This is a genomic window from Thiomonas sp. X19 (assembly GCF_900089495.1).
Classification (GTDB): Bacteria; Pseudomonadota; Gammaproteobacteria; order Burkholderiales; family Burkholderiaceae_C; genus Thiomonas_A.
Genome location: NZ_LT605203.1, coordinates 3,650,166 through 3,662,600, shown reverse-complemented (window position 1 = coordinate 3,662,600; position 12,435 = coordinate 3,650,166). Strand labels below are relative to the sequence as shown.

The following is a 12,435-nucleotide window of genomic DNA, read 5'->3' as shown; positions in this document are numbered from 1 at the left end:
TGCTCCTGCGCCGCCCTACAGCAGCCCGGTGCCGGCAAAGGACAACACCCGTTCCCGCGTCACCACGAAGTGGTCGAGCAGGCGCACGTCCACCAGGGCGAGGGCGGATTTGAGGTGATCGGTCAGCAGGCGATCGGCCGCCGAGGGCTCGGCCACGCCCGAGGGGTGGTTGTGGGCGACGATGATGGCGGCGGCGTTCAGCGCCAGCGCCTGCTTCACCACCTCGCGCGGATAGACGCTGGTGTGCGCCAGCGTGCCGCGCGACAACTCCACGGCGCGGATGAGCTGGTGGCGCGTGTCGAGGAACAGTGCCGCGAACACCTCCACCTCCTGCCCGCCCAGCCACAGGCGCAGGTAGTCGCGCACGGCTTGCGGGCTGTCGAGCATGGCGCGTTCGGCCATGCGCTCGACCAGCGCGCGCCGCGCCAGCTCCAGCACCGCAGCCAGTTCGGCATATTTGGCCGGCCCCAGGCCCTTGATGGCGCGCAGTTGCGCTTCGTCCGCGTGCAGCAACCCGTGCAGCCCGCCGAAGCGTGTGATCAGATCGGCGCCGAGGTCGATCGCGCTGGCCCCACGCACGCCGGTGCGCAGCAGCAGGGCCACCAGTTCCGCATCGGCCAAGACCTGCGCACCATGCGCGAGCAATTTCTCGCGCGGACGAGCGTCGGTGGGCAGATCGGCGATGCGTGTGGCCATGGGGGCGTCCCTACAATATGAGTTTGCCTGTGGAGTTTAGAGACTGTGGCCTGCGTGCGTGCCGATTCCCTGTTGACCTTGCATTACCGCCTCGCGGCGCAGGACGGACTCGACTGGGTCAACACCTTCGGCCACCGCCCGGCGACGCTCACGCTCGGCGCCGGCCAACTCGCCCCGGCGCTCGAAGCCTGCCTGCTGGGCCTGGAGGAAGGCGCCGATGCCCGCTTCGAGCTTGCGCCAGACGCTGCCTTCGGCCACGCCGACGCCGCCCGGGTGCAGCGCGTACCGCGTGCCGCGCTGCAGGCGCTTGGCTCCCAAGACATCGCCCTGCGCCCTGGCGACACCGTGCAACTCGCGGCGCTGGCCGCCAGCAACGGCGCCCCCGCAGCCGCCACGGTCAGCCAGACCGGCGATGACTGGGTCGAACTGGACTTCAACCATCCGCTGGCCGGAAAAACCGTGGTGTTCGAGGTGCGCATTCTGGGGGTGCTTTGAGCGTGAACAGGCCCTAGCCCCGAGGTTCCCGTTCGCCCACCTCTGCCGCAAGCTGCTCACGCCATCCAAGCCAGTTCCGCGATGAACGCATCCGACCCCTCCAACATGCCTCAAATCGACGTCCTGCTGGCCAGCCCGCGCGGCTTTTGCGCCGGGGTCGATCGCGCCATCGACATCGTCGAGCGCGCGCTGGCCCTGTTCGGCGCGCCCATCTACGTGCGCCACGAAATCGTCCACAACACCACCGTGGTGGAAAGCCTGCGCGCCAAGGGCGCGGTGTTCGTCGACGAGCTGGTCGATGTTCCGCCCGGCTCCACCCTGGTGTTCTCGGCCCACGGCGTGTCGCAAGCGGTGCGGCGCGAGGCCGAGGCACGCGGGCTCAAGGTGTTCGATGCCACTTGTCCGCTGGTGACCAAGGTGCATGTGGAGGTGGCGAAAATGCGTCGCGCCGGTCTGCATCTGGTGATGATCGGCCATGCCGGCCACCCCGAAGTGGAAGGCACCATGGGCCAGGCCGACGGCGTGCATCTGGTGCAAACGCCGGACGACGTTGCGGCGCTGCCCTTTCCGGCCGATGCCGAGGTGGCTTACGTTACGCAAACCACGCTGTCGGTGGACGACGCGGCGCAAATCGTCGCGGCGCTGCAGACGCGCTACCTCCGGCTGCACGAACCCAAGAAACAGGACATCTGCTACGCCACGCAAAACCGCCAGGACGCCGTGAAGTTCATGGCGCCGCAGGTGGATGTGGTCATCGTCGTCGGCAGTCCCAGCAGTTCCAACTCCAACCGCTTGCGCGAAGTCGCGGCCCGGCTTGGCCGCCCCGCCTACATGGTGGATACCGCCGCCGACCTGCAAGCCGCGTGGCTCCAAGGCGCCGTGCGCGTGGGCGTGACCGCAGGCGCATCGGCACCGGAGCAACTGGTGCAGCAAGTCATCACCCGTCTGCGCGAGCTGGGTGCGCGCAACGTGCGCGATTTGGAAGGTGCGGTCGAGCATGTGCAATTCCCGCTGCCCAAGGGTTTGGGCGGCAAGGTCGACAAGGCCGCCGAGGTGGCGACCTGAACGTCATCGTCTAGCCGCTGTTGCGCCTACCGCTGCGGATGCGCGCACCATCACCCGCATCATGCTCGCGGCGTCACGCTTTTTTTTTTGCTCGTTCCTGCGCATTCATTGTTTCCCGCCATTCCCTCACACCGCCTTCATGCTCGACATCAATCTGCTGCGTAAAGACCTCGACGGCGTGGTCCAGCGCCTGTCCACCCGCAAACGTCCCCAACCCTTTCTCGACGTCGCACGTTTCAGCGCGCTGGAGTCGGAGCGCAAGGGCTTGCAAACCCGCACCGAAGACCTGCAGGCGCAGCGCAACCAGATCTCCAAAGGCATTGGCCAGCGCAAGGCCAAGGGCGAAGACACCGCCGAGTTGATGCAGCAGGTCGGCGCCATCAAGACCGAACTGGACGCCTCCGCCGCACGCCTGGAGGCCATCCAGGCCGAGCTCTCCGACCTGCTCATGGGCGTGCCCAATCTGCCCGACGCGCAAGTGCCGGTGGGTGCCGACGAGAAGGCCAACGTCGAGGTGCGGCGCTGGGGCCGGCCGCGTGATTTCCACTTTGCCGTGCGCGACCATGTCGACGTCGGCGCCGCGCTTGGGCTCGATTTCGAGCTGGGCGCCAAGCTCTCCGGCGCCCGCTTCACGGTCTTGCGCGGCCCGGTGGCCCGCCTGCACCGCGCGCTGGCGCAGTTCATGCTCGACCTGCACACTCAGCGCCACGGCTATACCGAGGCCTATGTTCCCTACGTGGTCAGCGCCGAAACCTTGCGCGGCACCGGCCAGTTGCCCAAGTTCGAGGCCGACCTCTTCGCCGTGCCGCGCGGCGAACTCGGCACCCACTACCTCATCCCCACCGCCGAGGTGCCGCTCACCAGCTTCGTGCGCGACACCATCGTCCCGCCCGAGCAGCTGCCGCTGCGCTACGTGGCCCACACGCCATGTTTTCGCTCCGAGGCCGGCTCCTACGGTCGCGACGTGCGCGGCATGATCCGCCAGCACCAGTTCGACAAGGTCGAGTTGGTGTGGATCACCGCGCCCGAACAATCCGCCCAGGCGCTGCAGCAACTCACCGCGCATGCCGAAGCCGTGCTGCAGGCACTGGAACTGCCCTACCGCACCATGCTGCTGTGCACCGGCGACATGGGCTTCGGCGCCGCGCAGACCTACGACCTGGAGGTGTGGCTGCCGGCGCAAAACACCTACCGCGAAATTTCCAGCTGCTCGAATATGGACGCCTTCCAGGCCCGCCGCATGCAGGCCCGCAGCCGCAACGCCCAGGGCAAGACCGAATATGTCCACACCCTCAACGGCTCCGGCCTCGCCGTGGGCCGCACCCTCGTGGCCGTGCTGGAAAACTTCCAGCGGGAAAATGGCGGCATCGACATCCCGCAGGCTTTGCGCCCCTACCTGGGCGGCCAATCCACCCTGTTGCCGGCCCCGGCCTGACGCAGCCTGCTAGACTTTCAAGTTTCGCCGCGAGCCCGAAGAGCGACCACACAGGCACGCACGGCAGAGCGACATCGCAGCAACATCACAGCTGTGCCAACACCCCGGAAAGGTGGCAGAGTGGTCGAATGCGCCGGACTCGAAATCCGGTGTACGGTTCTTCCGTACCGTGGGTTCGAATCCCACCCTTTCCGCCAGAATTCACCCGTCGATTTCCCCAAGCCATCCATCGTGATGGCTTTTTCTTCGGTAAATCAATACGTTGCATGGGGTCAAGGGTGCATTTGCGTCAACACACGTGACCGCTGGTTGACGCCGATCGACAACCTTGCGGGGGTGATTTGGGGGCAATAGCATGGATTCATCGTCCACTTGCCCCCAGCCCACCATGTCCACGCTCACCGACGCCCAAGCGCGCGCGGCCCAGCCGAAAGCCGGCAAACTCATCCGCCTGTTCGCCGGCGGCGGCCTCTATCTCGAAATCACCAAGACCGGCAGCAAAGGCTGGCGCCTCAAGTACCGCTACGGCGGCGTGGAGAAACGCCTCTCCTTCGGCGCCTATCCCCTGATCAGCCTGAAAGAGGCACGTCAGGCGCGCGACGACGCCAAGCGCCTGCTCATCCAGGGCATCGACCCCAGCGCCGTGCGTCAGGCCAATCGGGCCCAAGCGCAGATCGACGCCACCAAGAGCTTCCAGCACGTCGCCACCGAGTGGTTCGAGCGCCAGCGCCGCATCTGGGTGGACAGCCACACCCGCGATGTCAAGCGTCGGCTGGAGGCTGACCTCTACCCCGACCTCGGCCCGCTGGCCATCGACCGCATCGCCTCGGTGCAGCTGCTCGACACCCTGCGCAAGATCGAAGCGAGGGGCGCCTTTGATCTGGCACACCGTGTCAAGCAGGTCGCCAGTCAGGTCTTCAACTACGGCATCGCCTCTGGACGCTGCACCGTCGATCCCTGTGTCGGCCTGAAAAAAGCGCTCACTCCTCATGTGGCCAAGCACCAGCCCGCGATCCGACCCGACGAGTTTCCCCAACTCCTGCACGTCATCGACCAGTACGCAGCGCAGGGCGGTGAACTCCAGACCCAGCGCGCCCTGCGGTTCCTGGCTCTGACCTTCGTGCGCACCAAGGAACTCACCGAGGCCACCTGGGACGAGATCGACTTCGACAAGGCCCAATGGCTGATCCTGGCTCCGCGCATGAAGATGAAGCGCGACTTCATCGTGCCCCTGTCCACCCAGGCTCTGGCCATCCTGCGCCAGCAACAAGCCGCCTGCCGCAACAGCGTCTATGTCTGGCCGGGCCGGAACACGCGCACCACCATGAGCAACAACACCCTGCTGTTCGCCCTCTACCGCATGGGCTACCGCAGCAAGATGACGGGACACGGCTTCCGTGCCGTGGCCTCGACCATCCTCAACGAGCAGGGCTGGCGCCATGACGTGATCGAGCGCCAGCTTGCCCATGAAGAGGAAAACAAGGTGCGCGCCGCCTACAACCGCGCCGAATACCTGCCCGAGCGCATCAAGCTGATGCAGCACTGGGCCGATCACATCGATATGTTGCGGGCGGGTCGGCAAGAACCAGAGACACCGACTGGATCGAAACAGGTGCAGGCTGTAAACTAAGGATTAACACATGATCCGCTCGTTCCGCCACAAAGGCTTGGAAGCCTTCTTCAAGACCGGCAAGCACAAAGGCATCCAGGCCATTCATGCCGAACGTCTGCGCGAATTGCTCACCGCGTTGAATGTCGCTGTCGGCCCGCAGGATCTGGCTCGGCCGAGTTGGCGGCTGCACACGCTCTCGGGCAAGTTGCAGGGCTTTCAAGCGATGACGGTGCAAGCCAACTGGCGCGTGGTGTTTCGCTTCAACGGCACCGATGTCGAACTGGTGGACTATGTGGATTACCACTGAAACGATGGAGAACATGATGGATATGCACGACCCCGCACACCCTGGAGAAATCCTGGCCGGATGGCTGACGGATCTTGAATTGAACGTGACTGCTGCTGCAGGCCACCTGGGGATGTCCCGCGTCATGCTCTCACGCATCCTGCATGGGCACGCGGCGATCACGGCTGATATGGATGTCAAGCTGTCCCAGGCTCTGGGCACCTCGCCTGGCTATTGGTTGCGTCTGCAGACCCAGCGTGATCTGTGGGAGGCCCAGCAACGGGCCAAGGATCGGCCGGCCTTGCAAAGACTCGCAGCGTGAACACCAATCCGCAACAAGCCACCCAGAATGACGGAAAACTGGTGTTATGATCAGTACCACATAAAAACACAGCCATGATGCAAGCCCTGCGCCACATCGACAACCAACTGCGACCCGCCTTGCGCGCGTGGCCGATGCTGGTGGCCGCCTTGATCATGCTGTGGTCCCTGACCGGCCACCCGCCGCAAGCCGCTGGCGGCTGGATGGCGGTGATTCATGTGGTCTACGTCCTCGGCATCGTCTGGCTGCTGACCATGGCCACCACCATCGCCATGGAAGCCTTGGGTTCACGACCTGGGGGATTGACTCCAGCGCCCGGTTTGCCCGACATCACCCCACCCAGCCGCAAGCCGGCACCTGACACCCCGCCTCCTCGCCACACCGCCCGCGATTGACGCAGCGCCTGGATCAATCCAGGCATCAATCAACGCGGGCGGTCGTGCGCAAACCACTTCGTTGATCTGCACGTCCGTCCCATCCCCGGCGCAAGCTGGGGCGGAGTGTGACTATGGCAGCAAAAAAGAAGTCTGATCTTGACCGCCTCTTGGCGATGGGGGTGGCGTTCTTGCTCACCGACCGTGACATTGCCTACATGCTGGGCTACAGGCCAGCCACGATCAAGCAAAAACGGTACCGTGACCCGTCCAGCCTGCCCCCATCCCATCTGCTGGGCAAGTTTCATCGCTACGTCCCCGATGATGTGTGCCAGTGGCTGATCGACAAGCTTGGCATGACGCCTGAGCAGGCTAGCCGTCTCGTGCCGGTTCAACAACATAGGCATGACGGGGACAGGTGAAATGGGCGTGGATGCGGGAGGGCCGATGCCAGTCCTCCTGCATCCAAAGATTATGAATGGGGCACTATTTCTCCGGCCTATTCAAGGATCAAGCCGCGTAGCGAGCCCGGCGCTCCTTCGGTGATCAGACCGACGGTCCGCCATGTCCGTTCCTGAAGGTGGACACCAACGCGGCCGGTCATCTGCGGCCCAACCCATTCAGTGCGATTTCAGTGTGCATGCGACCTATTCTGTCGCCCATGCCGCGCACAATGTCCTCAACTTCAGGAGGACGCTATGCGACACCGCCACCTCGATTTCGAACCCGACCGTCCAGCCACAAGCACTCTCCCCCTCGACCCCATCGTGCAGCTTTGGATCCTGCGTATCCTGCTGCCGCTGGGCGGCTTGCACCGTCTGCTGATGGAGGGAGTCGGGAGCATGCCGCTGCTCGAGCGCGTGGGTGTGCGCCCGCGCGAGATCGACGACGAGGCCACCCCTGCGACGCGGGAGCGCCACATCAAGCGTCAACTCAAGCCCCTGTGGGACCGGGCCGAGCGCAGCGCCGGCGAGATCGGCGTTCCCCAGGCGCTGGCGGACAACGTCGCCCGGTTGGCCGCGCTGGTGCATCTGTCAGAAGCCGAATGTCGCATCCTCGAATTCGTCTGCCTGCTGCACGGCGTGCGCGAGCTCGACGACGCGGCAGACAACCTAGGCCGTCTGTCGACTGCCAGGATTTTCACCATGCTGCAGCACATTCTGGGCTTGCCGGCCGATGCGGTGAAGCAGGCGCTGTCGCCGCGCGGACAGCTCGCGCGCAGCGGGCTGGTCAAGACCGAAGGCCTCCTGAGGGACGATGTGCTGTGCAACAAGCTGGAGTTGTTGTCCGAACAGTTCGTCGACACCATCCTCGCGCCCGACGCCGATCCCATGACCTTGCTGCGCGGCGTGATCGCCCGCAGCGCGCCGCCCACACTGCAGCTCGACGACTATCCGCACCTCGGCCTGAATCTGCAGATGCTCTTGGCCTACCTGCGCGAGGCGCAGGCGCAGCAACGGCCCGGTGTGAATGTGCTGCTGTATGGCCCGCCCGATCACGCGACATGATGCTCACCTCACCACGTTATTGAAGTTCAAGAGAAATCTGTCGAGGATCGTCTGGGAGCGGACGCACGCCAGGCGATGAGACCGATGCGCGGACCTCGGGACGCTGTAAATCGGCGGCCTTGATGGCCCAAGGCGCGCCCTTGCAGGCCTGCGTGGCGGGAAGTGTAGCGACGCTGATCATGCGCAGCACCGTCATCTTGCTCGTCCCGAGCGCTTCAGCGGCTTGCTCCAGAGTCAACTCACCACGCGCTTCGCGCTCTCCATTTTGGTAGACCGCAATGTGGTGGTCGCCGCGGAACGAACGCACCCGCATTTCCGTCCAGGTATGCCCTTTGCCAGTCCGGTGGCCGAGACGATTCAGCAACGAGGCGATGCCAGCGTCACCCAACTGGCGTGCGAGCTGCACGATCAGAACCTGGACCCCAACATCGGTGGTCCAGCGGTGCTGTCCCGTGCGGTTCTTCACCACGCTCAATTCGGTGTGGTCGCCTCCCTGCCAATGCATGACGAGTTCGATGCGCGCCTCGTCCACGCGCGCCACGATCTCCCTGATCACGCAGCGCAGGATGCGCTTGCGCACGGCGTTGCTGGCCGAAGGATGGGACCACACCCGCGGCAAGTCGGTGCCCAGGGCCATGAGGTCGTCGCGCTGCTGTGGCGTCAGGCTCCATTCGGTCACGGTCTGCAGCGTCTTGATCTCCGCCTCGCGCCGGGTAACCTCGGAGAGGCGCTCGTTCCAGCGCCGCTCAAGTTCGGCGGCCACCAGTCGATTGCCGGGGTCAACGGCGTCGAACTGCCGCTGCGCACGCGCCGCCTCAAAGCGCGCCTGCTCCAACGCGAGTTCGAGCTGGCGCCGCGTCGCGTGCTCATCGTTGGCATGGTGCTCGATGGCACGCAGTGCGGCCTGCACCCCAAGCGGCAGCAGCACGCTCAGCACTTCGCCGGAGACGGCCTCGTCCACGCGCAGCGAGCCGAAAGAAATGCATCCAGGCACCGCGCCATGATTGATCGCGGCCCCCTTGCAGTGATAGCGGGCGATGGTGCCGTCGCTGCCGCTGTAGGCGACGTGCAGCTTGCGACCACAGTGCGCGCATCGCAGCAACCCGGCCAGCAATGCCTCTCCGCGCCGGGGTGCGCCGCGCGCCATGCTGCCGCGCATGTTGGTGTTGTCGGCGATCACGCGCTGGTTGTGCTCATAGGTCGGCCAATCAATGTACCCCTCGTGGTGCTCCTGGATCAAGACCTGCCAGTGCTCCTGGGCACGACGATGGCCGTGCACGACGCGCTTGCGGCCGGCTTCGATCCGGACGCGTGTCTCGGTGCGGCCAAACGCATAGGCGCCGGCATAGACGGGATTGGTGAGAATCTTGAGCACCGCGTTATAGACCGGCAGACGCCAGATCACGCAGCGCCGGCCGTTCTCGTAGACCGCCGAGGGCAGATCAATGCGCTCTTGTCGGAACCACAGCAGCGCCTGGCGCACGCTGCCGGCCTGTGCGAATCGACGGAACACGGCCGCGATCGCTTCGCGGATGCGCAGATCGGCGTCGCGTTCAATCCGGTCGCCCTCGCTGCGCACATAGCCGATCGCCACCGTCGTGTGCAGATCACCCCGCGCCGCCTTGAGCTTGAGGGCTTCGACGGATCGTTGGCGAAGGAGGGACAACTCCATCTCCGACATCGTGCCCTTCATGCCCAGCAGCAACCGGTCGTTGACGCTGCGTGGATCATAAATGCCGTCTTCGTCGACGATGAGGCTGCCCACCAGTGCGCAGAATTCCAGCAGCGTGTGCCAGTCGCGACCGTTGCGTGCCAGGCGCGATGCCTCAATGGACACCACGGCGCCGACCTGGCCGCTGCAGATCGCCGCCAGCAGTCGCTCAAAGCCTGGCCGTGCGACGCCGCCGGCGGACACACCGAGGTCGTCGTCGATGACCACGACCTCGGTCCAACCGAGCGCGCGTGCCCGATCGGCCAGGGCGTATTGGCGCCGGCGACTCTCATGGTTGTGGCGCAACTGATCGGCTGTGGACTGGCGCACGTACACGTAGGCGCCACGCGCCAAGTGCTCAGGGTTGATCTTGTTCATCGTCATCCTCCATGTGTTCAACGACGTCGGACTGACTTGCCACCTGCCACAGGAGTTGGCTCAGCAGTTCGACGAGGTCGTCGTGACGCTGCTGCAATCGCGTCAGTGGTGCTGGCGCCGTTGCGGCGTCGAACAGGTCGGCTTGCACGAGCGGGATCGCTCGCGGCGGGGTTGGCTTCATCGACGCCTCCGTGTGCCTGGGAAATGGTCGATGAACATAGGACTGCGTCGAGTTCGCCTCGCAGCGCAAGCAGGCAGCGCAGCAACATCCGCGGAGGCCAGTGCGTGGGCACATCGCCGGCCGCAGGTAGTGTCATCCACTGCGGTAGATGCGCCCTCGTGCCGTCGGGCTGACGGACAATCAGGAAGTCTTCGGTTCCATGCCTGACTCGGCCGAGCACCTCAACTTCATGACCCGTCCGGGGATGGAACGGATAGTTGATGCGAGCCAGCTCGACGAGCTGTTCGCGGGCAGTATGTGACTGCTTCGCCCGGAACGGGCAAGACGGAACTCAGCCGCACCCTGGCGCAGGAACTCGGTTGCGACCTGTTCGAGGTCGCCTACGAGGACGAAGACCAGGACCCCATCAGCGGCGAAGACCGCATTCAGGCCTTCCGCGCCGCGCAGCGCTTTCTGCGGCGCGAGCAGGCCATGTTGCTGTTCGACGAGATCGAAGACGTGTTCCAGGGCGACAGCCTGCCCGGCCTGTTCGGCGCCGCCGTCGTGCGGTCCGGCGCCGGCCGCCGCTGCAAGGGCTGGATCAACCAGACTCTGGAAGGCAACACCGTGCCCACCTTCTGGCTGACCAACGCCGTTGCCAACCTGGACAGCGCCTACATCCGCCGCTTCGATTTCGTGCTGGAACTGCCGGTGCCGCCGCAGCCCGTCCGCCAGCGCATCGCCGCCGCCTGCGTCGGCCCGCAGGTTGATGCCGCCACCGTGCAGGCGCTGGCCGCAAGCGACGTTCTCGCCCCTGCCGTGCTCACCCGTGCCGGCGCCGTGCTGCGCACCATCGAAGCCCGACTGCCGACGGAACAGGCCGCACCGGCCCTGCTGCAACTGGTGAACAACACCCTGCAGGCACAAGGCCACGCCTGCATCCCGGCGCACGACCCCAGCCGCCTGCCCGAGGTCTACGACCCCGCCTACGTGCACACCGACGCCGACCTCGCCGCCTTGGCCGACGGCATCGCCCACAGCGGCAGCGCCCGGCTGTGCCTGTATGGGCCGCCAGGCACGGGTAAGACCGCCTACGCCCGCTGGCTGGCGCAACGCCTGCAGCGCCCGCTGCTGGTCGAGATGCCTGCGAGCACAACCTGCGTGACCCCCATGCCTCGAAGATGCTCCTCGAGAGCCGTCTTCATGAACGCCCCGGGCGTGTACTTCGTGATCGTGTGATCGGTTGGCTGCTGGTTCAACTCGGGGATGAGATCCGTCCATCCCGCGGGGAAATCCAGGCTGCGTCGAGCCTGCTCCGTTCGCCCCGGCGCCATGCCGGCCATCGGTCTGGTCGGTCTCACCGCCCACCAGACCCGCCGCCTCCAGGCTGGAAACCGTGACCCGCATGGACTGCGTGCGGACGCTCTCGGCTCTCGCCAGCATGGACACCGTTGCAGGTCCATCACGCTCCAGCCGATGGAGGACTGATTTCTGGGCCGAGGTGAAATCCCGCGGATGCGCCTGCTCTCGCAGCCGTCGGTTCAGTTTGCCAATCGAAACACGGAACTCACCCGCCAGAGTTGACAGTCGTGAAACCTCTGATGTGCCTGAATGCTTGACCATGCAAAAATTGCATCGCATATGCAGTTGAACTGTACAGTTTTACTGTTCAATTTTGACTGTGCATGTGCGGCGGCATGCTGAGCGCCAGCGGCCAGGCGACCGCCTCAATGGTTGAGGCCTGCGCCTGCTGGAACGTGCGGCATGGCCGTCGCTTGCGTACAGTTGCGCAAACGAACTTTTTCCACCTGACGCATGACGTGCTTCCCAAGATCTGGATGCAATTGCTCATCATCGCAACCATGGCATCAGCCATCACGATGAGCGGAGGCGGCATCCCGGGTTGGAAGGTCGGCCCATTGCGGCACCAACTCAGGGCGACCGACCCCGAGAGCCAGTTGAGGCCACTGCTTCCAGAGTCAGTGCAGACGCAAATCGCACGGGTGCATTCGGTGCCGACGCTGCTTCTTTTGTATCTGGGAAGAGCGCTTGGGGCTGCGATGTCCGAGGGACGGCTCAACCCTCAGTTGGCTGCAACCATGGACCAGACGCTCAGCGAAATGGCCGCTGTCGTTGGAGGCTGTGAACGCATTGCGAACACGCCGATTCCCTACACATACTCGGTGATCGTGCATCGCACGGTCTACCTGTATTGCTTTTTGCTGCCGTTCGGCTTGGTCAACAGCATTGGTGTCATGACGCCATTGATTGTGACGTTCGTGGCCTACACCTTCTTGGCGCTGGATTCATTGAACGAGGAATTGGAGGAGCCCTTCGGCATCCTGCCCAATGATCGATCTGCCACTGGAACACCTATCGATGGGCATTGAATC

General features: G+C 64.8%; 14 protein-coding genes, 1 tRNA gene and 2 pseudogenes. 12 read left to right on the top strand and 5 right to left on the bottom strand.

Translation table 11 applies throughout. From position 1 onward, the window contains the following. Window positions 1–15 precede the first annotated feature (15 nt). On the bottom strand, window positions 16–696 hold the full coding sequence (gene radC, locus THIX_RS17695; protein WP_112487236.1) for a DNA repair protein RadC: 681 nt from the start codon (window positions 694–696) through the stop codon (window positions 16–18). Between the two features lie 45 nt (window positions 697–741). Between radC and THIX_RS17690 the strand changes: the two genes are divergently transcribed. From THIX_RS17690 to THIX_RS17645, 10 genes are all read left to right on the top strand, one after another. Beyond that, window positions 742–1,191, top strand: a complete 450-nt coding sequence (locus tag THIX_RS17690) for a peptidylprolyl isomerase (protein ID WP_112487235.1) — start codon at window positions 742–744, stop codon at window positions 1,189–1,191. A gap of 81 nt (window positions 1,192–1,272) precedes the next feature. Further along, window positions 1,273–2,256 carry a 4-hydroxy-3-methylbut-2-enyl diphosphate reductase gene (gene ispH, locus THIX_RS17685; RefSeq protein ID WP_112487234.1) on the top strand — a complete coding sequence of 328 codons (984 nt, stop codon included), beginning with the start codon at window positions 1,273–1,275 and terminating at the stop codon, window positions 2,254–2,256. 139 nt (window positions 2,257–2,395) lie between these two features. Beyond that, entirely contained in the window at window positions 2,396–3,691 is a 1,296-nt protein-coding gene (gene serS / locus THIX_RS17680) for a serine--tRNA ligase (protein WP_112488451.1), read from the top strand. Between the two features lie 106 nt (window positions 3,692–3,797). Then, window positions 3,798–3,888 (top strand) — tRNA-Ser (locus THIX_RS17675). A gap of 191 nt (window positions 3,889–4,079) precedes the next feature. Beyond that, window positions 4,080–5,321: an integrase arm-type DNA-binding domain-containing protein gene (locus THIX_RS17670; protein ID WP_112487233.1), complete on the top strand. Its 1,242-nt coding sequence runs from the start codon at window positions 4,080–4,082 to the stop codon at window positions 5,319–5,321. A gap of 10 nt (window positions 5,322–5,331) precedes the next feature. Beyond that, a complete protein-coding gene (locus THIX_RS17665; RefSeq protein ID WP_112487232.1) occupies window positions 5,332–5,610 on the top strand; it encodes a type II toxin-antitoxin system RelE/ParE family toxin in 279 nt (92 codons plus the stop codon). A 16-nt stretch (window positions 5,611–5,626) separates the two neighbouring features. After that, the gene (locus THIX_RS17660; protein ID WP_199195328.1) at window positions 5,627–5,911 is read left to right on the top strand and encodes a HigA family addiction module antitoxin; all 285 of its coding nucleotides are present in this window, start codon (window positions 5,627–5,629) and stop codon (window positions 5,909–5,911) included. 74 nt (window positions 5,912–5,985) lie between these two features. Beyond that, window positions 5,986–6,306 (top strand): hypothetical protein, encoded by a 321-nt coding sequence (locus tag THIX_RS17655; RefSeq protein ID WP_112487231.1) that lies wholly within the window; start codon window positions 5,986–5,988, stop codon window positions 6,304–6,306. Window positions 6,307–6,419: 113 nt separating this feature from the next. Beyond that, entirely contained in the window at window positions 6,420–6,707 is a 288-nt protein-coding gene (locus THIX_RS17650) for a hypothetical protein (protein WP_112487230.1), read from the top strand. Between the two features lie 276 nt (window positions 6,708–6,983). Then, complete coding sequence (locus tag THIX_RS17645) at window positions 6,984–7,793, top strand: hypothetical protein (protein WP_112487229.1); 810 nt, start codon at window positions 6,984–6,986, stop codon at window positions 7,791–7,793. A 16-nt stretch (window positions 7,794–7,809) separates the two neighbouring features. On the opposite strand, the gene THIX_RS17640 is transcribed toward THIX_RS17645, so the two are convergent. Beyond that, on the bottom strand, window positions 7,810–9,882 hold the full coding sequence (locus THIX_RS17640) for a recombinase family protein (RefSeq protein ID WP_112486168.1): 2,073 nt from the start codon (window positions 9,880–9,882) through the stop codon (window positions 7,810–7,812). 17 nt (window positions 9,883–9,899) lie between these two features. Next, on the bottom strand, window positions 9,900–10,283 hold the full coding sequence (locus THIX_RS24970) for a hypothetical protein (protein ID WP_371412929.1): 384 nt from the start codon (window positions 10,281–10,283) through the stop codon (window positions 9,900–9,902). Window positions 10,284–10,360: 77 nt separating this feature from the next. Here THIX_RS24970 and THIX_RS24360 point away from each other — a divergent pair. Further along, window positions 10,361–11,152, top strand: a pseudogene (locus tag THIX_RS24360) (AAA family ATPase); the annotation flags it as partial. Here the strand turns inward: THIX_RS24360 and THIX_RS17625 are convergent. Together THIX_RS17625 and THIX_RS17620 are read right to left on the bottom strand one after the other, a co-directional pair. Then, entirely contained in the window at window positions 11,134–11,376 is a 243-nt protein-coding gene (locus THIX_RS17625; RefSeq protein WP_371413014.1) for a cysteine hydrolase family protein, read from the bottom strand. The pseudogene THIX_RS24360 and the gene THIX_RS17625 sit on opposite strands and share 19 nt — an antisense overlap. 1 nt (window position 11,377) lies before the next feature. After that, window positions 11,378–11,665 (bottom strand): annotated as a pseudogene (locus THIX_RS17620) (MarR family winged helix-turn-helix transcriptional regulator); the annotation flags it as partial. Window positions 11,666–11,739: 74 nt separating this feature from the next. On the opposite strand from THIX_RS17620, the gene THIX_RS17615 reads away from it, so the two are divergent. Beyond that, the gene (locus THIX_RS17615; RefSeq protein WP_158540938.1) at window positions 11,740–12,432 is read left to right on the top strand and encodes a bestrophin family ion channel; all 693 of its coding nucleotides are present in this window, start codon (window positions 11,740–11,742) and stop codon (window positions 12,430–12,432) included. Window positions 12,433–12,435 lie beyond the last annotated feature (3 nt).

Bases quoted from the DNA above. Each gene is read 5' to 3' on its own strand.
- radC (WP_112487236.1), bottom strand. From the start codon at position 696: ATGGCCACACGCATCGCCGATCTGCCCACCGACGCTCGTCCGCGCGAG.
- ispH (WP_112487234.1), top strand. From the start codon at position 1,273: ATGAACGCATCCGACCCCTCCAACATGCCTCAAATCGACGTCCTGCTG.
- serS (WP_112488451.1), top strand. From the start codon at position 2,396: ATGCTCGACATCAATCTGCTGCGTAAAGACCTCGACGGCGTGGTCCAG.
- THIX_RS17670 (WP_112487233.1), top strand. From the start codon at position 4,080: ATGTCCACGCTCACCGACGCCCAAGCGCGCGCGGCCCAGCCGAAAGCC.
- THIX_RS17665 (WP_112487232.1), top strand. From the start codon at position 5,332: ATGATCCGCTCGTTCCGCCACAAAGGCTTGGAAGCCTTCTTCAAGACC.
- THIX_RS17660 (WP_199195328.1), top strand. From the start codon at position 5,627: ATGGATATGCACGACCCCGCACACCCTGGAGAAATCCTGGCCGGATGG.
- THIX_RS17655 (WP_112487231.1), top strand. From the start codon at position 5,986: ATGATGCAAGCCCTGCGCCACATCGACAACCAACTGCGACCCGCCTTG.
- THIX_RS17650 (WP_112487230.1), top strand. From the start codon at position 6,420: ATGGCAGCAAAAAAGAAGTCTGATCTTGACCGCCTCTTGGCGATGGGG.
- THIX_RS17645 (WP_112487229.1), top strand. From the start codon at position 6,984: ATGCGACACCGCCACCTCGATTTCGAACCCGACCGTCCAGCCACAAGC.
- THIX_RS17640 (WP_112486168.1), bottom strand. From the start codon at position 9,882: ATGAACAAGATCAACCCTGAGCACTTGGCGCGTGGCGCCTACGTGTAC.
- THIX_RS17625 (WP_371413014.1), bottom strand. From the start codon at position 11,376: ATGGCGCCGGGGCGAACGGAGCAGGCTCGACGCAGCCTGGATTTCCCC.
- THIX_RS17615 (WP_158540938.1), top strand. From the start codon at position 11,740: ATGCTGAGCGCCAGCGGCCAGGCGACCGCCTCAATGGTTGAGGCCTGC.